Annotated in this window: 19 protein-coding genes; 6 read left to right on the top strand and 13 right to left on the bottom strand. The window is 66.3% G+C overall.

What is annotated here, in order from left to right; all coding sequences use genetic code 11:
• Window positions 1–19: 19 nt before the first annotated feature.
• Complete coding sequence (hisS, locus tag AC1DFE_RS07935) at window positions 20–1,384, bottom strand: histidine--tRNA ligase (RefSeq protein ID WP_476905354.1); 1,365 nt, start codon at window positions 1,382–1,384, stop codon at window positions 20–22.
• 256 nt (window positions 1,385–1,640) lie between these two features.
• Here hisS and AC1DFE_RS07930 point away from each other — a divergent pair, with 256 nt between their 5' ends.
• The 3 genes from AC1DFE_RS07930 to AC1DFE_RS07920 all read left to right on the top strand — a co-directional run bounded on the left by AC1DFE_RS07930 (window position 1,641) and on the right by AC1DFE_RS07920 (window position 5,079).
• Window positions 1,641–2,459, top strand: coding sequence for a peptidylprolyl isomerase (locus AC1DFE_RS07930; RefSeq protein ID WP_476905353.1), 819 nt, complete (start codon window positions 1,641–1,643; stop codon window positions 2,457–2,459).
• Window positions 2,460–2,531: 72 nt separating this feature from the next.
• A complete protein-coding gene (locus tag AC1DFE_RS07925; RefSeq protein WP_476905352.1) occupies window positions 2,532–4,241 on the top strand; it encodes a DUF349 domain-containing protein in 1,710 nt (569 codons plus the stop codon).
• Between the two features lie 100 nt (window positions 4,242–4,341).
• Window positions 4,342–5,079, top strand: coding sequence for a hypothetical protein (locus tag AC1DFE_RS07920; protein ID WP_476905351.1), 738 nt, complete (start codon window positions 4,342–4,344; stop codon window positions 5,077–5,079).
• Here AC1DFE_RS07920 and AC1DFE_RS07915 read toward each other — a convergent pair.
• The 9 genes from AC1DFE_RS07915 to pdxT all read right to left on the bottom strand — a co-directional run bounded on the left by AC1DFE_RS07915 (window position 4,960) and on the right by pdxT (window position 15,002).
• Entirely contained in the window at window positions 4,960–7,353 is a 2,394-nt protein-coding gene (locus AC1DFE_RS07915) for a RelA/SpoT family protein (RefSeq protein WP_476905350.1), read from the bottom strand. The two genes, AC1DFE_RS07920 and AC1DFE_RS07915, sit on opposite strands and share 120 nt — an antisense overlap.
• Before the next feature lie 234 nt (window positions 7,354–7,587).
• Window positions 7,588–8,604, bottom strand: coding sequence for a protein translocase subunit SecF (gene secF / locus AC1DFE_RS07910; protein WP_476905349.1), 1,017 nt, complete (start codon window positions 8,602–8,604; stop codon window positions 7,588–7,590).
• Window positions 8,604–10,361 (bottom strand): protein translocase subunit SecD, encoded by a 1,758-nt coding sequence (secD, locus tag AC1DFE_RS07905; RefSeq protein WP_476905348.1) that lies wholly within the window; start codon window positions 10,359–10,361, stop codon window positions 8,604–8,606. The genes secF and secD overlap by 1 nt, the downstream gene beginning before the upstream one ends.
• A 100-nt stretch (window positions 10,362–10,461) precedes the next feature.
• Window positions 10,462–10,857 (bottom strand): preprotein translocase subunit YajC, encoded by a 396-nt coding sequence (gene yajC, locus AC1DFE_RS07900; RefSeq protein ID WP_476905445.1) that lies wholly within the window; start codon window positions 10,855–10,857, stop codon window positions 10,462–10,464.
• Window positions 10,858–11,091: 234 nt separating this feature from the next.
• The gene (gene ruvB / locus AC1DFE_RS07895; protein WP_476905347.1) at window positions 11,092–12,180 is read right to left on the bottom strand and encodes a Holliday junction branch migration DNA helicase RuvB; all 1,089 of its coding nucleotides are present in this window, start codon (window positions 12,178–12,180) and stop codon (window positions 11,092–11,094) included.
• Window positions 12,173–12,820 (bottom strand): Holliday junction branch migration protein RuvA, encoded by a 648-nt coding sequence (gene ruvA / locus AC1DFE_RS07890; RefSeq protein WP_476905346.1) that lies wholly within the window; start codon window positions 12,818–12,820, stop codon window positions 12,173–12,175. Before ruvA ends, ruvB begins: the two co-directional genes overlap by 8 nt.
• Window positions 12,821–12,901: 81 nt before the next feature.
• The gene (gene ruvC / locus AC1DFE_RS07885) at window positions 12,902–13,480 is read right to left on the bottom strand and encodes a crossover junction endodeoxyribonuclease RuvC (protein WP_476905345.1); all 579 of its coding nucleotides are present in this window, start codon (window positions 13,478–13,480) and stop codon (window positions 12,902–12,904) included.
• Between the two features lie 31 nt (window positions 13,481–13,511).
• Window positions 13,512–14,267 carry a YebC/PmpR family DNA-binding transcriptional regulator gene (locus AC1DFE_RS07880; protein WP_476905344.1) on the bottom strand — a complete coding sequence of 252 codons (756 nt, stop codon included), beginning with the start codon at window positions 14,265–14,267 and terminating at the stop codon, window positions 13,512–13,514.
• A gap of 3 nt (window positions 14,268–14,270) precedes the next feature.
• Entirely contained in the window at window positions 14,271–15,002 is a 732-nt protein-coding gene (pdxT, locus tag AC1DFE_RS07875; protein WP_476905343.1) for a pyridoxal 5'-phosphate synthase glutaminase subunit PdxT, read from the bottom strand.
• A gap of 91 nt (window positions 15,003–15,093) precedes the next feature.
• Between pdxT and AC1DFE_RS07870 the strand changes: the two genes are divergently transcribed.
• The 3 genes from AC1DFE_RS07870 to AC1DFE_RS07860 all read left to right on the top strand — a co-directional run bounded on the left by AC1DFE_RS07870 (window position 15,094) and on the right by AC1DFE_RS07860 (window position 19,241).
• Window positions 15,094–16,383 carry a MurT ligase domain-containing protein gene (locus AC1DFE_RS07870; RefSeq protein WP_476905342.1) on the top strand — a complete coding sequence of 430 codons (1,290 nt, stop codon included), beginning with the start codon at window positions 15,094–15,096 and terminating at the stop codon, window positions 16,381–16,383.
• Window positions 16,380–17,132, top strand: a complete 753-nt coding sequence (locus AC1DFE_RS07865; RefSeq protein WP_476905341.1) for a type 1 glutamine amidotransferase — start codon at window positions 16,380–16,382, stop codon at window positions 17,130–17,132. The genes AC1DFE_RS07870 and AC1DFE_RS07865 overlap by 4 nt, the downstream gene beginning before the upstream one ends.
• 96 nt (window positions 17,133–17,228) lie before the next feature.
• A complete protein-coding gene (locus tag AC1DFE_RS07860; protein WP_476905340.1) occupies window positions 17,229–19,241 on the top strand; it encodes a M3 family metallopeptidase in 2,013 nt (670 codons plus the stop codon).
• Window positions 19,242–19,432: 191 nt separating this feature from the next.
• On the opposite strand, the gene pdxS is transcribed toward AC1DFE_RS07860, so the two are convergent.
• The 3 genes from pdxS to AC1DFE_RS07845 form a co-directional block, all read right to left on the bottom strand.
• Window positions 19,433–20,359 (bottom strand): pyridoxal 5'-phosphate synthase lyase subunit PdxS, encoded by a 927-nt coding sequence (pdxS, locus tag AC1DFE_RS07855; RefSeq protein WP_306923942.1) that lies wholly within the window; start codon window positions 20,357–20,359, stop codon window positions 19,433–19,435.
• 139 nt (window positions 20,360–20,498) lie between these two features.
• A complete protein-coding gene (pgsA, locus tag AC1DFE_RS07850; protein WP_476905339.1) occupies window positions 20,499–21,119 on the bottom strand; it encodes a phosphatidylinositol phosphate synthase in 621 nt (206 codons plus the stop codon).
• Entirely contained in the window at window positions 21,109–21,696 is a 588-nt protein-coding gene (locus AC1DFE_RS07845; protein WP_476905338.1) for an HIT family protein, read from the bottom strand. Before AC1DFE_RS07845 ends, pgsA begins: the two co-directional genes overlap by 11 nt.
• Window positions 21,697–21,713 lie beyond the last annotated feature (17 nt).

Raw genomic sequence — 21,713 nt, 5'->3', positions numbered from 1 at the left:
AAGCGGGCGGCACGGCAGCTCAGGAAGCGGGCGTGGCGATGACCTGGACGCGGATGTCGTCGTCGGACGGCGTCCACGTCGCGGGGTCAGCGTCGACCTGTTCGCCGGAGCGGATGTCCTTCACCTGGTGCTTGCCGTCCTCATCCGTGAACCAGACGAAGGGGATGCCGCGCCGGTCGGCGAACTTGATCTGCTTGCCGAACTTCTCGGCCTTGGCGGCAACCTCGGCGGCAATGCCGCGGCTGCGCAGCTCTGTGGCCACGTCCTGCGCCTCGCCCCAGCTCTCGTCCGAGGTGAGCGCAACGAACACTGCCGTGGGCACGGAGCGGGAAGCCTTGGCCAGGTCCTGGCTGAGGATGCGCGAGACAAGCCGGGTCACACCGATGGACAGGCCGACGCCGGGGAACTTCCGGTTGCCCTTGCTGGCCAGGGCGTCATAGCGGCCGCCGGAACAGATGGAACCGAGCTGCTCGTGGCCCACCAGGACCGTCTCCACGACAGTGCCGGTGTAGTAGTCCAGTCCACGCGCGATACTCAGGTCCGCGACGACCTTGCCCGGGACCCGCTTCACGGCGGCCTCGATCACCTGTTCGAGTTCGTTCAGGCCCTCCTCCAGGAGGTCATCGCTGACCCCGAGCGACCGGACCTGCGCCACGAAGGACGTGTCCTCGGTCTTGATGCTAGCCAGCTTCAGCGCCGCCTGTGCCTGCTCATCGGTGGCGCCGAGTTCGGATTTGAGCAGCTCGGCCACCTTCTCCGGCCCGATCTTTTCCAGTTTGTCGATGCTGCGCAGCACACCGGCGGTGTCGGTCAGGCCAATGCCGCGGTAGAAGCCCTCGGCGAGCTTCCTATTGTTGACGCGCAGCCGGAACTCCGGAATCGGGAGCGCGCCAAGCGCCTCCGCGATGACCAGGGCGATCTCGACGTCGTAGCGGAAGGGCAGGACGCCGTCGCCCACCACGTCAATGTCCGCCTGAGTGAACTCGCGGGCACGGCCTTCCTGGGGGCGTTCGCCGCGCCAGACCTTCTGGATCTGGTAGCGGCGGAACGGGAAGGCCAGGTAGCCGGCGTTTTCCACGACATACCGGGCGAACGGGACGGTGAGGTCAAAGTGCAGGGCGAGGGCGTGCGGATCGTGCTTGCCCTTCGATTCGTCTGTTGCGGCTTCGCCGTCGTCGTCCTGGAGCCGGCTCAGGCCGTACACCTCTTTGTCGATCTCACCCTTGCGGAGCAGTTGGCCCACGGTTTCCACGGCGCGGGTCTCGATGGAACCGAAGCCGTGGAGTTCAAAGGTGCGGCGCAGCGAGTCCAGGACGTGCTGCTCCACCAGCCGCTCCTCGGGAAGCCACTCGGGGAATCCGGACAGGGAGGCGGTGCGTGCCATGGTGGAGTTTCTCCTCAGGTAAACGAGGGCCGGAGCCGCTGCGCCAAATTCCGCGTCGCCATTTGGATCAAACGGCGGCGGCGGCGGCGGGAGTCCAGCCTGTTCTGCATAAACTTATGTGCGGCAGTCAGTTTATGCTTTCGGCGCCTGCATCTCTAATGCGGGAGGAGGGGCGATGACGGGCTGCCGCAGCGCAATCTGCAGCCGGGATGCCTTCAGGGGCCTGCCCGGGCAATCCGAACGATGAGGAGGACCCGTGGCGGCCAGTCCACGCGAAACACGCGAAGCCAAGAGGCGTATCCAGCAGATGGAAGCCAAACGCGAGCTTCGACGTGACCAGGAGAAGCGCCGCAAGCGGGACAACCTGATAGCGGGAGGTGCGGGGGCCGCGGCGGTGGTGCTCGCCGTCGTGCTACAGCTAACGGTGTTTGCCGGGAACCCGACCGAACAGGAATTCGCCGCCGCCGAGGCTGGCCTGGCCACGCCGTCCGCCACCCCTTCCGCCTCCGCCACTCCGTCTGCCACGCAGACCAACGGGGCAAACATCCCCAAGCCCGCGGCAGCCGCAGGCAAGACCTTCACCGGCTCACTGACGCTGAACAGCGGCACACTGGGCGTGCAGCTGGACGGCACCAAAGCCCCGCAGGCGGCCGCGGTCTTCAAGTCTCTGGCCGATCAGGGCTACTACAAGGGCGTCAGCTGCCACCGCCTGACCACCGCCAAGAACTTCGGCGTCCTGCAGTGCGGCTCCAAGACCGGCGACGGCCAGGGCGACCCCAACTACACCTGGGGGCCCCTGGAGAACACGCCGGCGGACAACAAGTACCCTGCCGGCACCATCGCGGTGGCCCGCACGGGCAATAACGCCTACGGCAACGGCACGCAGTTCTTCATCGTCTACAAGGACACTGTCATCCCGGCCGACTCAGCCGGCGGGTACACCATCGTGGGCAAGGTGACATCGGGCCTGGACGTTGTCACCAAGATTGCGGCTGCAGGTATTAAGAAGGGCGAAAGTGCCACGGACGGCGCACCTGCGGAAGCAGTCACGATAGACTCGTTCTCTCTGAAGTAGGAACCCTTCGCCGCCAACGGCGACGGGCGAACTATGAACGAGTATTTTCCTCCAAGCGAAAGACTTTTAGCGGTGACAGACAGTCAGAAATCCGACGAAACAGCAGCCGAAGTGACCGAGGTCCAGGCTTCCCCCGAGGCCGCGGATGTGGCGCAGCCCGAAGAAGGTGTGCAGCCGGTGAACGAGGCACAGCCCGTGGTTGAGGCCGAGCCCGACGCCACGCCGTCCGCGGAAGCAGCGCAGCCTGATGAAGCGGCGCCTTCCGACGCCACGCCGGAAAGCCCGCAGCCGGAGGCTGCACAGGAGGACATTGCACAGGAGGATACTGCGCGGGAGGACTCTGCCCCGGCCGAGTCCGCGGCCAGCCCACAGCCGGCGGCTGTGCAGGAAAGCCCGGCACCCAGTCCCGCACCGTCACCGCGTCCGACGCCGGCACCCCGGTCCGCGCCGACGCCGGCAGCTTTTGCTGCCCGGCCCAAGGCCGGCCCCGCCGCCGCTGCGGCTCCGGTGCAGGCGCCGCCCGCCACGTCGCTGGCCGAAGCTTCCCGCTGGGGCCGGGTGGAGGGCGACGGTCACGTCTTCCTGACCATCGACGGCGAGGAACACCCCGTCGGTCAGTACCCGGACGTCAGCAACGACGAAGCACTTTCCTACTTTGCGCGGAAGTATGACGACATCGTGGCCCAGATCGTCCTGCTCGAGCAGCGCGTGGCCTCTAAGGCCCCCACCACGGACATGCAGAAGACGGTGACGCACCTGCGCGAGCAGCTCGCCGAGCGGAACATGGTGGGCGACATCCGGTCCGCGGAGAGCCGGCTGGACACACTGTCCACCCAGATCTCCGAGCTGGAGAAGGCGGAAAAGGCGCAGCACGACGCCGTCCGCGCCGCCGAACTGGAAGCGCGCGAGGCCATCGTCGCCGAGGCTGAGGCGATCTCCGGCACCGATCCGGCCCAGGTGCAGTGGAAGACGTCCAGCGCGCGGATGAACGAGCTGTTTGAAAGCTGGAAAACCGCCCAGAAGAGCGGCGTACGGCTGGGCCGCAGCAACGAGGACGCCCTGTGGAAGCGCTTCCGCGCCGCCCGGACCGTCTTCGACCGGCACCGCCGAGCCTACTTCTCCCAGCTTGACAGCAACAACTCGGCGGCAAAGGCCGCCAAGGAGAAGCTGATCACCGAGGCAGAGGCATTGTCGACGTCGACGGACTGGGGCTTCGCCGCCGGAGAATACCGCAGGCTGATGGACGAGTGGAAGGCATCACCGCGCGCCAGCCGCAAGGACGATGACGCCCTGTGGGCCCGGTTCCGCGCCGCACAGGACGTCTTCTTCAGCTCGCGCCAGGCCGCCAACGACGAGATCGACCAGGAATACGCAGCCAACCTGAAGGTCAAGGAGGTGCTCCTCGAGGAGGCATCGGCCATCCTTCCGGTCAGGGACATCGCCGCCGCCAAGAAGGCCCTGCAGTCCATTCACGACCGCTGGGAAGAGGCAGGCAAGGTCCCGCGTGCGGACATGGGCCGGATCGAGGCCGGGCTGCGCCGGATCGAGGATGCGGTCCGCCAGGCGGAGGACGAAAAGTGGCAGCGCTCCAACCCGGAGACCAAGGCCCGCACCAACAGCGCCTTGAGCCAGCTCGAGTCCGCCATCGCCGGCCTGAAGGATGACCTGGCCGAGGCGGAGAAGAAGGGCGACCAGCGCAAGATCAAGGCCGCCAGGGAAGCCCTCGAAGCCCGCCAGGCGTGGCTGGACCAGATCCAGCGTTCGGCCAGCGAACTCTCCTAAGCAGCACTCTTAAGCAGCAACGGCACAGGCCCCGTTCCGGTTATCCACATAGCCGGGGCGGGGCCTTACCTGTGCCTTGCGCGTCAGGCAGGATGACGGAATGGCACCGTTCTCTCAGCCCCCTGCTTTTTCGCAGGCACGGGGCGATTCCCCGCCCCCGGACGTTCCGGCACAGCTGCTGGAGCTCTATTCGCCGGGCCTGCCCTTCACCTGGCCGGAACTGCAGTCCATGGCCGCCGACGGCGTGCTGTCGCAGCTCTATCAGCACGGCTACACGGTTCCCGGGACTGCGTCCTCCCCGCAGCTGCGGGCGCGTGCCGCTGCATACGGGGTGCCGGCCCCCGTCCGGCGGCGGGTGGTGGCCGGGCGGATGACCGCGGCCTGGATCTACGGCTGCGCCCGCGAGCCGGACCGGCTGGCCCTCCTGGTGGACGTCAAACGCCGGATCTCCAGCCTTCGCTCTACCCGCGGCTGCACGCTGCACGAGGTCCGGCTCGGACCGTTCGACGTCGTCAGCCTGGGCGGCCTCATGGTTTCGAGCCCGCTCCGGACGGCCCTGGACATCGCCTTGCATGTGGAGGCCGAGAGGGCCGTTCCGGCACTGCGGCTGCTCGTGGACAAACCCGAACTCGATGTCAGGCTCCGGCTCCTGGTCCTGGCGGTCGAGGCGATGCCCCGGCTGCCGCACAAGAACGCAGCCCTGGAAAAGCTCTCGCTGCTAGCTTCTCCGGCGGTTTCCGGTGGTCCGGTAGACGTCGAACACGCCGTCGATCCTCCGTACAGCACTGAGCACGTGGCTGAGGTACTTCGGGTCCCCCATCTCGAAGGCAAACTTTGAGATGGCTACACGGTCCGTGGACGTGTGGACGCTGGCGGCCAGGATGTTCACGTGGTTTTCGGAGAGCACCCTGGTCACGTCGGAGAGCAGGGACTTCCGGTCCAGTGCCTCCACCTGAATCTCCACGAGGAAGACGCTCGACTGCGTCGGCGCCCAGTCGACGTCAACGATCCGGTCCGGCTGGTCCTTCAGGCCGGCCACGTTGGTGCAGTCCGTCCGGTGCACCGAGACGCCCGAGCCGCGGGTGACGAAGCCAAGGATCGGGTCCGGCGGCACGGGGGTGCAACAGCGCGCCAGCTTGACCCAGACGTCGCCTACACCCCGGACCACCACGCCGGAATCCGAGAAGCGCGCCTTGCTAACCTGGGTGGGAATGCTGACTTCGGTGAGGTCGTCATCGGGGGTCTCGTTGCCGCCAAGGCTCTCGACGAGCTTTTCCATGACGGACTGCGCGGAGGTGTGGCCATCGCCTACTCCGGCGTACAGCCCGGAAATGTCGACGTACTTGAAGTCCTCGGCCACGGCGGCCAGGGCGTCGTGGGTCATCAGGCGCTGCAGCGGAAGGTTCTGCTTCCGCATGGCACGCGTCAGCAGTTCCTTGCCGCGGTCGATCGCTTCTTCACGGCGTTCCTTGCTGAACCACTGCCGGATCTTGTTGCGTGCACGGGCGCTCTTGACGAAGTGCTGCCAGTCCTGGCTCGGACCGGCGCCCTCGGCCTTGGAGGTGAAGATCTCAACCCAGTCGCCATGGTTGAGCTCACTGTTGAGCGGCACCAGCTTGCCGTTGACCCGGGCTCCGATGGTGCGGTGGCCCACCTCGGTGTGCACGGCATAGGCGAAGTCCACCGGCGTGGACCCGGCCGGCAGCGCCATAACCTCGCCCTTGGGGGTGAACACGAACACTTCGCGGGCGTTGATTTCGAACCGCAGCGAGTCGAGGAACTCACCGGGATCCGACGTCTCCTGCTGCCAGTCCACGAGGGAGCGGAGCCAGCCCATGTCGCCGTCACGCGGGCTGCCCGGTCCGGTGGCCGTCCGGTTCGGCTGGTCCTTGTACTTCCAGTGCGCCGCCACACCGTACTCGGCGCGGCGGTGCATCTCGTGCGTCCGGATCTGGATTTCAACGGGTTTGCCGCCGGGGCCGATGACCGTGGTGTGCAGGGACTGGTACATGTTGAACTTCGGCATCGCGATGTAGTCCTTGAACCGGCCAGGCAGCGGGTTCCAGCGCGAATGCAGGGTGCCCAGGGCGGCATAACAGTCGCGGACCGAGTCCACCAGGACACGGACGCCCATGAGGTCGTTGATGTCGTCGAAGTCCTTGTCCCGGACGATCATCTTCTGGTAGATCGAGTAATAGTGCTTGGGACGGCCGGTGATGGTGGCCTTGATCCGGGCGGTGCGCAGGTCGTCGGCAATCTGGTTCCGGATTACGCTGAGGCTCTTCTCGCGCTCCGGCGTGCGGTCCCCCACCATACGGACGATTTCCTCGTACACCTTGGGATAGAGCGCCGCGAAGGACAGGTCCTCGAGCTCCCATTTGATGGTGTTCATGCCGAGCCGGTGGGCCAGCGGCGCGAAAATTTCGAGGGTTTCCCGGGCTTTGCGGGCAGAAGACTCAGCGGAGACGAACCGCCACGTGCGCGCGTTGTGCAGCCTGTCCGCAAGTTTAATCATCAGGACGCGGATGTCCTTGGCCATGGCCACGACCATCTTGCGGACCGTCTCGGACTGTGCTGCCTCGCCAAAGCTGACCTTGTCCAGCTTGGTGACGCCGTCAACCAGCATGGCGACTTCGGGGCCAAAGTCCGCCCTGAGGTCCTCAAGGGTGTAGGGCGTGTCCTCCACGGTGTCGTGGAGCAGGGCCGCCGCCAGGGTGGTGCCGCTGAGCCCCAACTCGGCGAGGATCGTCGCGACGGCAACGGGATGGGTGATGTAAGGGTCGCCGCTCTTGCGCTTCTGCCCGCGGTGGCTCTGCTCCGCGACCACGAACGCGCGCTGGATGAGGTCGAAGTCTTCTTTCGGGTTGTTCGCCCTGACTGTCCGCAGCAGCGGTTCCAGGATGGGCGAGTACGTCGCGGTGCTCCGGCCCGTCAGCCGTGCCAGGCGGGACCTCGTGCGCTCACGCCGGCCGGGGAAGGTGGGCCGGACACCAGAGTTGTCCACTGGCACGCCCGGAGCCGGGCGCCCGGCAGCCACCAGACCAGTCTGTTGCCCCTGGACCGGACCGTTGCCTCCGGCAGCCGTCGGCGCCGACGTCGAACCTTCTTCCAATGAAGTACCCCTCACGACCCGTTTAATTATTCCAGTGTATTCCCGCTCCCGGCCCGACCGATAACCGCGTCCGTCACCGATGACGCGGCCGAGTAGACAGCCCCGTATTCGGGCCGGCTGGCGGGACGAACACAGTGCGCTTAAACGCAGCGACCGGACGCCGTCACGGTGACGGCATCCGGTCGGGTGCGGGGCGCTTGATGCCTTTACGGGCGCCCTGGCTCTTGCGGCGGCCTACGCCTTGGCGGGTTCGGCGGCCGCCGCCTTGGCGGCGGCGTCCGCACGACGCTGCTTGACACGCTGGGCCTGCTTGAGCAGCGGCGCCTCGCCCTGGCGCAGCCAGGCATACATCGGCGCGGATATGAAAATCGTCGCGGCCGTGCCAATCAGGATCCCGACGAACAGGGCTAGCGAGAGGTCGCGGAGCGTTCCGGCACCCAACAGGCCGGCCCCGATGAACAGGATCGCGCCGACGGGCAGGATTGCCACCATCATCGTGTTGATGGAGCGGACCAGGGTCTGATTGACGGCCAGGTTGACTTCCTCGCCGAAGGTCCGCCTGGTGGATGCGTCAATGCCCGCCGTGTTTTCACGGATCTTGTCGAACACCACCACGGTGTCGTACAGCGAATAGCTGAGCACCGTGAGGAACCCGATGATCGCCGACGGCGTGACCTCGAAATCACTCAGGGCGTAAACGCCGGCGGTGATGAACATCGTGACGAGCATGCCCACGATCGCCGAGACGGACATCTTCCAGGTCCGGAAGTACAGGGCCATCAGGACCGTTGCAAGAGCCACGAAGACCACGAGGCCGATCAGTGCCTGCTTGGTGACGTCAGCGCCCCAGGTGGGCCCCACGAAGGTGGAGGTCACCTCGTTGTCGGTCACACCGTATGCCTTGGTGAGGCCTCCTTTGATCTTGAGGGTCTCGTCGTCGGTCAGCTTGTCCGTCTGGATCCGCATCGTGGTACCGGCGACGTTGGCGACGCGCGGCACGCTTCCGGCAACGACGTCGTGGACGGCCTTCTCACCCAGTGATGCATCTGTCGTCTTGACGTTGGACACAGTGAACTCGGAACCGCCGCGGAACTCAATGCCGAGGTTGAAGCCGCCCTTGACCACCGGGATCAGGATGGACAGCGCAACCGCCAGGGCGGCCACGGCGAACCAGATCTTCTTGGATCCGACGAAGTCGTAGGAGCGCTTGCCCGTGTAGAGCTCGTTGCCGAATTTAGCGAAACTGGACATTACTTGCCCTCCTTGGCCGGGCCCTTGGAGGAACCAGCGAGCTGCTCCTGCTGCTCCGCGCGGCGGCGTTCAGCGATGGTCATCCGGCGCTCAGCCTCCGCCGCGGCGCCGGTGTTCTTGGCGCGCACAACTGACGGTGCGTCCTCGGGGCTGCGCAGCCTGCCGGCGCCGCGGTAGAGCGGCACCGCGCCGAGGCGCTCGGGGTCAAGGCCGGAGAACTTGTGGCCCTCGCCAAAGAAGCGTGTCCTGGCAAGCTGCTGCAGCGTGGGGTGCGTGAACATGAACACGACGATGAGGTCGGCGATGGCGGTGAGTCCCAGCGTGAAGGCAAAGCCGCGGACGTTGCCAACGGCCACGAAGTAGAGCACGAGGGCCGCGAGGAGGTTAACCGCCTTGGATGCCAGGACGGTGCGCTTGGCACGCTTCCAGCCGTTCTCCACAGCCGAGACGAGGCCGCGGCCTTCGCGGAGCTCATCACGGATGCGTTCGAAGTAGACGATGAACGAATCCGCCGTCTGGCCGATTGACACGATAATGCCCGCCACGCCGGCGAGGGAGAGCCGGTAGTTTTCGGTCCAGCCAAGGATGGCAATGGCAAGGTACGTGAGCGCGCCCGCCACCACCAGCGACGCAATGGTGACGAAGCCAAGCGCACGGTACTGGAACAGAGAGTAGACCACCACCAGCAGCAAGCCGATCAGGCCGGCAAGGAGGCCCATGCGAAGCTGCTCACCGCCCAGCGTGGCGGAGATCTGCTGTTCGCTCTGGATGTCGAAGCTGATGGGCAGGGCTCCGAAGCGGAGCTGGTCGGACAGCGCCTTGGCAGACTGCTCCGTGAAGCCGCCGGTGATCTGCGGGCGTCCGTCGGTGATCACGGCCTGGGACCGCGGGGCCGAAATGACCTTGTCATCCAGGACAATGGCGAACTGTGACTTGGGATCGCTGCCGGTCTCGCCGCCTGCGGCAACGTAGAACTGATTAAGGCGCTCGGTGACCGTCTTGAACTTGGCGGTTCCCTCGGCGTTGAACTGGATGTTCACGGCCCATTCGTTGGTGACGGCGCCCTTGGCGCCCTGCTGGAGCTGGAATGTGGAGCCCTGGATCTCCACGCCCTTGACCTCGACCGGTCCCAGGATGTACTTGATGGCAGGTGTCTGGGCCGTGGCAGGCTCGCAGGTGACCAGCGGCTTGGCGGGATCGGAACGTTCCTGCTTGTCCTGGGCCGGGTGGTCGCAGTCAAGGGCCTCGAACTGCTTCTGGATGTCCGCTGTGATCCAGTTGGAATCACTGGCATTCGCCGGCTTGGCCGTCGGCTTCGGCAGTTGCGCGGCGGGTGTCCGCTGTGCGGCGGGGACCGCTGCGCCTGCGCCCGTAACGAGGACGGGGCGGAAATTCATGTCTGCGGAGGCCTGGATGAGGGCGCGAGTTGCCGTGGACGGGGTGCCGGGAAGGCTCACCACCACGTTGCGGCCGGACTGCGTGCTGATCTCAGCCTCAGCGACGCCGGAGCCGTCCACGCGCTGGCGGATGATGGCCACCGCCTGGTTGAGCTGCTCCTCATTGATGTCCGAGCCACCCTCAACCTTGGGTGCCAGGATCATCTGGGTGCCGCCCTCCAGGTCCAGGGCCAGCTTGGGGCTCCAGCTGGCAACCCCGGACATTGTGCCGCCCGCAAGGACGGCCGTCATGGCGGCCAGGATTACGCCAAGCCAGACCAGCACCCGAAGGGATGGTTTATTGCGGCCAGTTCGTGCCATTGCCTATCTTTCTATTAATTGCGGACGGCCGCCGGAGCGAGCCTTGTCGCACCCGGCGGCTCCGCAGCCGTAGACAGCTGTACTGTGCGGAAGCGGCGGACTAGAAGTCCTTCTTGCCCTCGTCATTGAGGCGCTTGAGAGTTTCGTCCGGAGTCTCGTCGGCCGTGCCAGCCTTGGCTTCAGGCGCCATCGAGTCCTCGGCCGTCAGTGCCGACGCGTCGTCGGGAATGGCCTGGGTTCCGGCGGCGGGTTCCACGATCTTGTTCACCGCCTGGCGGTGGACGGTGGCCAGGTTGCCGGGCGACAGTTCCAGGACGACCTTGTTCTCCGCCTCGTCAATCGACACAATGCGGCCGAACAGCCCGAAGCTGGTCATTACCTCGATGCCGGGAGCGAACTCCGACTGCAGCTGGGTCTGCTGCTGCCGGGTCTTCTTGTTGCGGCGGAACATCATGAAGATGAAGACGCCGAGCATGACGAACAGCAGAATGGTCATGATGTCGATGCCGCCGCCGGCCTGTGGCTGAGCCTGGGCACTAATATGTCCGAACAAGTGAAGTTCCGTTCTTTACTTACGTAGCTGGTTGACAGCGACGTCCGCTTTGCACCGGGCTGCCCGCCCAGACGCGGGAGACCGGCCGCGGGCGGCCCGCCGTAGCGGGACACGGAAACAAAGCCCGGACGTGCCGAGCGTCTTTCCAGTCTAAAGGGAAAAGCTGGGAGGGCGCTGCTATTGGGTGTTGGATACCCATTCAGATGACGATTCTTCATCGCCCGGCTCGGCCTCGAAAAGGTTCAGGGTTTCCTGGCCAAAGACCCCAGCCGGTGCTGCCAGTCCAAGGTGCGCCCATGCCGGCGCCATGGCGATCCGGCCCCTCGGCGTCCTGCCGAGCAGCCCTTCCCGGACCAGGAACGGCTCGGCAACCGTCTCCACGGTCTCCGGCTCCTCCCCCACGGCGATGGCAAGGGTGGACAGGCCCACCGGCCCGCCGCCGAATTTCATGATCAGCGCCTCCAGCACGGAACGGTCCAGCCGGTCCAGCCCGCGCTTGTCCACCTCATACATGTCCAGGGCGGCGGAGGCGGACCTGGCGTCAATCTGTTCGATCCCGTGGACCAGCGCCCAGTCCCGGACCCGCCGCAGCAGCCGGTTGGCAATACGGGGTGTGCCGCGGGACCTGCCGGCGATTTCCGTGAACCCGGCGGAATTCACCTTGAGGTCGAGGAGTCCGGCGGAGCGCCGCAGCACGAGCTCCAGCTCCTCCACCGAATAGAACTCCAGGTGGCCGGTGAAACCGAACCGGTCGCGAAGCGGACCCGGCAGGAGTCCCGCGCGCGTGGTGGCGCCCACGAGGGTGAAAGGCGGCAGCTCCAGCGGAATGGCTGTGGCACCGGCGCCCTTGCCCACCACGATGTCCACGCGGAAGTCTTCCATGGCCATGTAGAGCATTTCCTCTGCCGGACGGGACATCCGGTGGATCTCGTCGAGGAAGAGGACTTCACCCTCGGACAGCGAGGAAAGGATGGCGGCAAGGTCCCCGGCATGCTGGATGGCCGGGCCGCTGCTGATCCGCAGCGGCGCGTTCATTTCGGACGCCACAATCATGGCGAGCGTGGTCTTGCCGAGGCCGGGCGGACCCGAAAAGAGGACGTGGTCTGCGCTGCGGCCGCGCATCCGAGATGCCTGCAGTACCAGGGAAAGCTGCTTCCGGACCCGGTGCTGGCCCACGAAGTCGTCAAGATTCCGGGGCCGGAGCGCCGCCTCGATGGCGCGCTCCTCCGGCTCTTCTCCCCCGGCGACCAGGGACGGCTCAGCCACGGCTGCCTACCCGGTTGCCCGCCCGGGCGCCGTCCTGGCCGAGCCAGCGCAGCGTGGTGCGCAGGATCTCGGCAACGTTGCCAGCGCCGGCAAGCTCCGGTGCATCCGCCAGGGCTTTGTCGATGCTGCCCGCGGCGTCCTTTTCGGACCAGCCCAGGCTGGTCATGGCAGCGACCACCTGCGGCTTCCACACGCCTTCGGATGACGCGGCGGGAGCACCTGCCGGAGCGGCCGTGCCATGCGGTACGAGTTTGCCGGCAAGTTCCAGCACGATGCGCCCGGCGACCTTTGGGCCTATGCCCGGAACCTTGGTGAATGTCTTGCTGTCCCCGGTGTGCGCCGCCACGCGGATTGCTTCCGGATCGTGCACCGCGAGGACCGCAAGGGCCAGCCGCGGCCCCACGCCGCTGACACTGAGCAGGACATCGAAAACTTCCCGCTCGTCGTCGCTGGCGAAGCCGAACAGGGTCAGGGAGTCCTCCCGGACGATGAGGGAGGTGAAAAGCTTCCCTTCTTCGCCGGTCCGCAGTTGGCTGAGTGTCTGCGGCGTCGCGTGCACGCTCATGCCGGCACCGTTGAGATCGATGACGGCGGTGGACAGTCCGACGTGCGCCACGGTTCCGCGGAGAAAACTAATCAAGGCCGGGGCTCCTGAACTTGCGCCGGCAAAAACCGACTATCCGAACATATCTACGAATACCCTAGCAAGCGCCGGCGACGTTCAGCGTGCACGGCGCGCCTTGGCCTCCGCCTCGGCCCAGGCGCGCTGGGCAGGTGTTAGCGACTGGCTGCCGGGACCGGTGGTGGCAATGGATGCGCCGCTGCCGGCCCGCCAGGCGTGCGTGATGGCGAGTGCCAGGGCGTCCGCGGCGTCCGCGGGACGCGGCGGGGCATCAAGCCGGAGAATTTTGGTGACGAGCTTGGTGACAGCTTCCTTGTTCGAGGACCCGCTGCCCGTCACCGCTGCCTTAACCTCCGACGGCGTGTGGAGCGCCACCGGAATGCCGCGCCGGGCGGCGGCGGCGATGACGACGCCGGAGGCCTGGGCCACGCCCATGACCGTGCTGACGTTCAGCTGCGAAAAGACCCGTTCCACCGCTAGCACGTGCGGCTCGTAACGGTCGAGCCAGTCGTCGATGGCGAGGGCGATCACCAGGAGCCGCTGGTCGAGCGTTTCCTCGGGTGAGGTTCCCACCACGCCGACAGCCACCATGGTGGCACGGCGGTTCTTTTCGACGTCCACCACGCCGATGCCGCAGCGGGTGAGGCCGGGGTCAATGCCCAGTACGCGCAGCGTCACGTGCAACTGCCCGGGCACGCCACGCGGAAAATCACTCGGCGTCCAGGGCAGCCTGAACTTCGTCGCTGAGGTCAGCGTTGCTGTAGACGTTCTGGACGTCGTCGAGGTCTTCGAGGGCGTCGACGAGCTTCAGGAATTTCTTGGCGGCATCCAGGTCCAGCGGCACCTCCATGGACGGCACGAACTCGGCCTCGTCGGTGTCGTACTCGATGCCGGCTTCCTTGAGCGCGTCGCGGACAGCCTGCAGGTCCTTCGGATCCGAGTGGATCTCGAATGCGTCCCCGTTGTCCTTGACCTCTTCGGCGCCGGCGTCCAGGACCGCCATCAGGACGTCATCCTCGGTGAGGTCGTTCTTGGGCAGCGTGACAACGCCCTTGCGGGTGAAGAGGTAGCTGACGGAGCCGGGGTCGGCGATGGTACCGCCGTTGCGGGAGATGGCGAGGCGGACCTCGGATGCTGCGCGGTTCTTGTTGTCCGTGAGGCACTCGATCAGCAGCGCGGAGCCCTGCGGGCCGCGGCATTCGTACATGATTTCCGTGTAGTCCACGACCTCGCCGGTGAGCCCGGCGCCGCGCTTGATGGCGCGGTCGATGTTGTCGTTCGGAACCGAGGTCTTCTTGGCCTTGGTGACGGCGAGTTCGAGTCCGGGGTTGCCTGCGAGGTCCGGGCCGCCCATGCGGGCCGCGACTTCGATGTTCTTGATCAGCTTGGCGAACGACTTTGCCCGGCGGCTATCAATGATGGCCTTCTTGTGCTTGGTCGTTGCCCATTTGGAGTGGCCTGACATGCTTTACGCTTCTCCTCTGATCATGCGGATAAAAAGTTCATGCACGCGCTTCTCGCCTGTCACTTCCGGATGGAAGGAGGTGGCCAGCAGCTGGCCTGAACGCACTGCAACAATTCTAGCCGTCCCCTGCAGATCGGCCGCGTGGGAGGCGTGCGCCTGGTCGGCCGGTTCCACCTGGGCCAGGACCTCAACGCCCGGGCCGACGCGCTCCACCCAGGGGCCGCGGATGAACACCGCGTGAACCGGCGCCACGCCGTGCTCAGTGGCGCTGAACTCCAGGCCCTTGAAGTCGAGGTCGGTTTCGAACGACTCCCGCTGCCGGCCGAATGCGTTGCGGCGGACCGTGATGTCCAGTCCACCGAAGGTCTCCTGCGGGTTGCCGGCAAGGTCCGCAGCGGGGTCCGCGATGTCGTGCGCCAGCAGGATCATGCCCGCGCAGGAACCGTAGACCGGGAGGCCGTCGGCGATCCGCTGCCGCAGGGGGCGGGCGAGGTCGAAGGCACGGGCCAGCTTGTCGATGGCCGTCGATTCGCCGCCCGGGATGATGAGTCCGTCGAGTCCTTCGAGCTCGGCGGGCCGGCGGACACCCACGCCGGCGGCACCCGCCGTCTCGACTGCCCGGAGGTGCTCACGGAAGTCGCCCTGAAGTGCCAAAACGCCGATGCGCAGGCCGGTGCCGGGTTTTTCGGGCACGCCGGCGGGGCGCGGAAGGGCGCTGGAAAGGGAATTGGTCATCTAAATAGCATAGTGTCCCGACGGCGGGCAGCGGCTCCCGCCGTCGGCCGTCCGCCACATCGCATGCCGTTGCTGGGATATATTACAGAGCATGTTTTCCCTCAGCGTTCCGCTCGGCAAGTTCGTTCGCCGGGTTTCCCGGCTCAGGGGCGGAGGCTCTGCACTACCCGGCCTGGTTGTAGAAAAAATCGACCCCGGCTTCATGCAGCGGACCCTGTCCACCCTCCCTCACGGCGTCGCCGTGGTCAGCGGCACCAACGGCAAGACCACCACCACGAAGATGGTGGTGGAACTGCTGGAAAGCCAGGGCCTGAAGGTGTTCACCAACCGCACCGGAAGCAACTTCACCCGGGGCGTGGCTGCCGCACTGCTCGGCGACGTGGACTGGCGCGGCCGGCTCGACGCGGATATCGCCGTGCTGGAACTGGACGAAGCCCACGCCGTGCACTTCGTCAACCGTGTCCCGCCGCGCTACAGCCTGCTGCTGAACGTGCTCCGCGACCAGTTGGACCGCTTCGGGGAAATCGACAAGACCGCCCAGCTCCTCCAGCACATCGCCTCCAAGACAACCGGGACCGTGGTGCTGAACCGCGAGGACCCGCGGGTGGCCCGGATCGCCGGTACGCTGCACGGCCCCGAGGTCCTCTATTTTGGCCTGGACGACTCGCTGCTGGGCACCTTCCCCAGCGACGATGAACTCCGCGCCGGGCCGGGCAGCCCCGTACCCGCCGTACCGCAAAGGCCCCAGGCCGACGTCGTCCTCCGCCGCGTCGGTGCCGATCACGCCGATTTTGAGTACGACGGCGTCACGGTCACCACCGGGATGAAGCTCCGCGGCGTCTACAACATCTTCAACGCCGCGGCGGCGCTGGCGCTGGCCCGCAGCATCTGCGGCAGCGGCGCGGCCACGGCCGACCACGGCACCCTCCTGAAGGCGCTGTCCGAGGTGGCTCCGGCATTTGGGCGCGGCGAAAGCCTCACGGTGGACGGACTCCCGCTGGACCTGGTCCTGGTCAAAAACCCGAGCGGCTTCCGGCTTGGCCTCAAATCGTTCCCCTCGGGCGGCTACGCCACCATGATCGCCATCAACGATAACTACGCCGACGGCCGCGACATGTCCTGGCTGTGGGACGTTGACTTCGACTCGCTGCGGCCAGAAGGCGTGGACCAGGTCACCGGCTCCCGGGCGTATGACATGGCCCTGCGCCTGCAGTACGACGAAGTGCAGATCGGGGCGGTGGACACTGACATTACGGCCGCGCTGGCCGACTTCATCCGCAAGGGCAAAGGCAAGCCGAAGCGTGTCTTCTGCACCTACACCGCGATGCTCGCCATCCGCCGTGAGCTGTCCAAAATCACCACAGTGGAGGTGGTCTCTTGACCCCCGATTCAGCCGCCGGCACTACCGCGTCAAAGGGCACCATCCGGGTCCTGCAGCTGTACCCGCGGGAGATGAACATCTACGGCGACTGGGGCAATGCCCTGGTTCTGCAGCAGCGCCTGACATGGCACGGATACACCCCGGAACTCCTCGAGTACAACGTGGGCGACGAGTTCCCGGACGGCGTGGACATCATCCTTGGCGGCGGCGGGCAGGACAGCGGCCAGCTCGTCATCCAGGACGACCTCCAGTCACGGGCCGGCCTCCTCAAGGGGATGGCCGAGGACGGCACGCCGATGCTCCTCATCTGCGGCCTGTACCAGCTGTTTGGCCGCTTCTTCAAGACCCGCTCAGGCCCGGTCATTCCCGGCATCGGAGTTTTGGACGTGGAGACCCACGGCACGGATGAACGGCTGATCGGCAACGTCAAGGTCACCACCACAGAGTTCGGCGAGGTCCTGGGCTACGAAAACCACAGCGGCCAGACCACCCTGGGCCCGGGCGTTGCACCGCTCGGGACGGTGGCGAAGGGCACGGGCAACAACAGCAGCGACGGCCAGGAGGGCGCCCGGTACCGCAACATCGTGGCCAGCTACCTGCACGGTTCCCTGCTCCCCAAGAACCCGGCCATCGCCGACTTCCTGATCCGGACCGCCGTCGAACGCAAATACGGCAGCTTCACGCCCGGCGAACCGGATGACCGCTACGCCGTCCTGGCCCGGGAGCACGCGGCCCGCCGGCCGCGCTAGGGGACCACAGAGCACCTGCGGTACGCGGCGCAACCACCCGCCGGAGGTGCCCGGCAAAACATTGTGCACCGTACCGCTGCATGAAAGGGTTGCTTCATGACCAATCCCCTGATGTCCCCCAGCGCCCTGCCCTTCGGACTGCCGCCGTTCGCCGACATTGACGACGCCCACTATGCCGAGGCGGTTGACGCCGGGCTCGCCGGGCACCTGGCCGAAATCCAGGCCATCGTGGAGAACCCCGAGCCGGCCACTTTCGACAATACGGCGCTGGCCATGGAGAGATCCGGCCGGTTGCTGGACCGCGCCGCGGCTTCGTTCTTCACCCTGGTTTCCGCCGACGCCTCGGAGGCCATCAGGAAGCTGGAGACCGAATTGTCGCCGCAGTTCGCCGCCCATCAGGACGCCGTGTACCTGAACCGGGCCCTATACGAGCGGTTCGCCGCCGTGGACATCGCCAGCCTGGACGCCGAATCGGCCAGGCTTGTCGAAGAGTACCTCAAAGAGTTCCGCCAGTCGGGCATCCAGCTGGACGACGCCGGCCAGGACCGGCTGCGTTTGGTGAACGCCGAGCTGTCCCGGCTGGGTACCGAATTCGGGCAGCGCGTCAAGGAAGCGATGAAGTCCGCCGCACTGCTGCTGGACAGCGCCGGTGACCTCGCTGGCCTTCCCGGCGACGAGATCGCCAGCGCCGCCGAAGCAGCGCGCGTTGCCGGGCACGACGGCAAATTCCTTCTGACGCTCATCCAGCCAAGCAACCAACCCGCACTGGCCGCACTGGACAACAGGGACGTACGCCGCCGGCTCTTCGAGGCGTCCGTGGCGCGCGGCAGTGCCGGCGGAGACCTCGACGTTCTCGACCTGGTGAAATCCATGGTCAGGCTCAGGGCCGAAAAGGCCGCCCTGCTGGGCTTCGCCAACTACGCCGAACTGGTGGTGGACCGGCAGACAGCCCCGGATTTCGGCGCCGTCCGGTCCATGCTGAACCGACTGGCGCCTGCCGCCGTCCGGAACGCCGACGCCGAGGCCGCCGCCCTCGCCGAGAGCGCCGGCCACCCGCTGGAGGCCTGGGACTGGGCGTACTACTCCGCCAAGGTGCGGCGGGAACGCTACACCGTGGACGAGCAGGCCCTCAGGCCGTACTTTGAGCTCGACCGAGTCCTGAAGGACGGGGTGTTCTTCGCCGCGACCTCACTCTTCGGCATCACCTTCCATGAACGGGAGGACCTCGCCGGCTACCACGAGGACGTCCGCGTTTGGGAGGTCCGCGACGCGGACGGAACAGAGCTGGGATTGTTCCTGGGTGACTATTACACCCGCGAAACCAAGCGCGGCGGCGCCTGGATGAATTCCTTGGTGGACCAGTCGGCGCTTTTGGGCACCAAGCCGGTGGTCATCAACAACCTGAACATCTCCAAGCCGCCGGCCGGCGAGCCCACGCTGCTCACGCTCGATGAAGTGCGGACGGCGTTCCACGAGTTCGGCCATGCCCTGCACGGGCTGTTCTCCGATGTCACCTATCCCCGTTTCTCCGGCACCTCGGTGCCGCGGGACTTCGTCGAGTACCCGTCGCAAGTCAACGAAATGTGGACCATGTGGCCGGAGGTGCTCTCCAACTACGCCCGCCATCACGCTACCGGGGAGCCGCTGGCCCAGGACATCGTGGACCGGCTCAACCAATCGCGCCTCTGGGGCGAGGGGTTCGCTACCACGGAGTACCTTGGCGCTGCGCTGCTGGACCTGGCCTGGCACGTCCAGGAAGCCGGCAGCGTCCCGGAGGACGCCCTTGAGTTTGAGGCGAAGGCACTGGCCGCTGCGGGGGTGGCCCATCCGCTGATTCCGCCACGGTACCGGACGGGCTATTTCCAGCACATCTTCGCCGGCGACGGCTACGCTGCGGGCTACTACTCCTACATTTGGAGCGAGGTACTGGACGCCGAAACCGTCGACTGGTTCACCGAGAACGGCGGGCTCAGCCGGGCCAACGGCGACCGCTTCCGCGCCGAACTGCTTTCCCGTGGCAACAGCCGGGATCCGCTCGAGTCCTTCCGTACCCTCCGGGGACGCGACGCCGCCATGGAGCCGCTCCTCAAGCGCCGCGGTCTGGAGTAAACCGGGCGCCAACCCACCCTTGCGCTTGGCTTTTGGGGAAGAACGACGGCGGCCGGTCACTTAGGTGACCGGCCGCCGTCGTCTATGTCCTGGCTATGATCGCGCTTAACTCTCTCGGCTCAACAAGAGAGGGCGCAGAGGCTCAAGGGGCAGGGCGCCCTGCGCCACGCTCCTTGAGAAGCGCCTGAACGCTACCAGCCGCGCTCGGCGAGGCGGTGCGGCTGCGGGATCTCGTCCACGTTGATGCCGACCATGGCCTCGCCCAGGCCGCGGGAGGCCTTGGCGATGACGTCCGGGTCATCGAAGAAGGTGGTGGCCTTCACGACGGCGGCGGCGCGCTGGGCCGGGTTGCCGGACTTGAAGATACCGGAGCCGACGAACACGCCGTCGGCGCCAAGCTGCATCATCATCGCGGCGTCGGCCGGGGTGGCGATGCCGCCGGCGGTGAACAGCACCACCGGGAGCTTGCCGGTGGCGGCAATTTCCTTGACCAGTTCGTACGGTGCCTGCAGCTCCTTGGCGGCCACATACAGCTCATCCTCGGGCAGCGAGGCCAGCTTCTTGATCTCGGCGCGGATCTGGCGCATGTGCGTGGTGGCGTTGGAAACGTCGCCCGTGCCGGCCTCGCCCTTGGAACGGATCATGGCCGCGCCCTCGTTGATGCGGCGCAGGGCCTCACCGAGGTTGGTGGCACCGCAGACGAAGGGAACGGTGAAGTTCCACTTGTCGATGTGGTTGGTGTAGTCGGCCGGGGTCAGGACCTCGGACTCGTCGATGTAGTCCACGCCGAGGGACTGCAGGATCTGGGCCTCGACGAAGTGCCCGATGCGGGCCTTGGCCATGACCGGGATGGAGACGGCGTCGATGATCTGGTCGATCATGTCCGGATCGGACATGCGGGACACGCCGCCCTGGGCGCGGATGTCGGCCGGGACGCGCTCAAGCGCCATGACGGCAACGGCACCGGCATCTTCGGCGATGCGGGCCTGCTCGACGTTAACGACGTCCATGATGACGCCGCCCTTGAGCATCTCTGCCATGCCGCGCTTGACGCGGTTGCTGCCCGTCACGCTGTTGGCGGACGAGCCGGCTTCGTTGCTTACATCAGGTGTAGACACAAAAACCCCTATGGGTAGCTAGATGACCTTCGCCGGGAGTGCAGACGGCACGGAGATGCCGTTTTTCGCACACACCGGATTACCGGATCCATTGACCGGGCAGTCCTAATACTAGTCCCCCCGCGGCAGCCCGGCTTAATCAGGTTTGTTCGGAGTCCTCCAGCGACTGGATCCGCACGGCCAGGACACGCTGGACCACGGTAATGAAGCTCGCCGCGGCCAGCAGCACCAGGGTCGCCAGCAGCACGACGGGCGGCAGTCCGGCACCGGTAAGGCCGGTGATCACCAGTACCGAGACCAGCCGTTCGGCACGTTCGGCAATGCCCACGTTCGCCTGGAAGCCAAGGGACTCCGCCTTCGCCCGGACATAGGAGACCACCATGCCAAGAACAAGGCAGACGACGGCGGCAACGGCTATGGGGGCGTCGGCGCCGCCTGTGAAAAACCAGATGGCCAGGCCGGCAAAGAGTGCACCGTCCGCCAGCCGGTCCAGGCTGGAGTCCAGGAAGTTGCCCCAGCGCCCACCGAGCTTCTGCATCCTGGCCATGATGCCGTCGATGACGTCGGAAAAGATGAACGCCGTGATGAAGACCGTTCCCCAGAACAGCTGGCCCAGCGGATAGAAGACCAGGGCCCCCACCACCACGCCGGCTGTTCCCACAATAGTGATGGCGTCGGGCGAGACGCCCATTTTCAGTAGCCAACGTGCGATCGGGGTAAACAGCGCGGTGAAGAACCCGCGGGCATGCCTATTCAGCATGCGTCTCCCCGGGCCAGGCATCGGCGACCTGCTGGCGGACCTCGCCGAGGGTCTGGGTGATCGCCTTGGTCTGGGCGATGATCGGGAAGAAATTTCCGTCCCCTCCCCAGCGGGGCACAATGTGCTGGTGCAGGTGCCCCGCGATGCCGGCACCGCCCACGATCCCCTGGTTCATACCGAGGTTGAAGCCGCCGGGATTCGCCACCTTTCGCAGCACACGCATGGCGGTCTGCGTCAGGTCGGCGAATTCCGCGGTCTCCTCCACCGTCAGGTCCGTGTAGTCGGGGACGTGGCGGTAGGGGCACACGAGAAGGTGGCCGGGGTTATAGGGGAACAGGTTCAGCACCACGTAGCTCGTGCGACCGCGGTATACGATGAGCGACTCCTCATCGCTGCGCGCGGGCGCGACGCAGAACGGGCAGTCGTCCTGGTTCTTGAACTGGTGCTGCCCGCCTTTGATGTAGGCCATGCGGTGCGGAGTCCACAGCCGCTGGAAGGCATCCGGGACGCCGGCCAAGCCAAAATCGTCCGTTACCTCCGCATCGCCGGGATAGCCCGAATCCGTGTTCTCCTGCACGTGTTCCCCCTCCGCCG

The organism is Arthrobacter sp. 05T423 (genome assembly GCF_056396245.1).
Note: the sequence above shows the minus strand (reverse complement) of the source record. Positions and strands in the feature narration are given on the sequence as shown.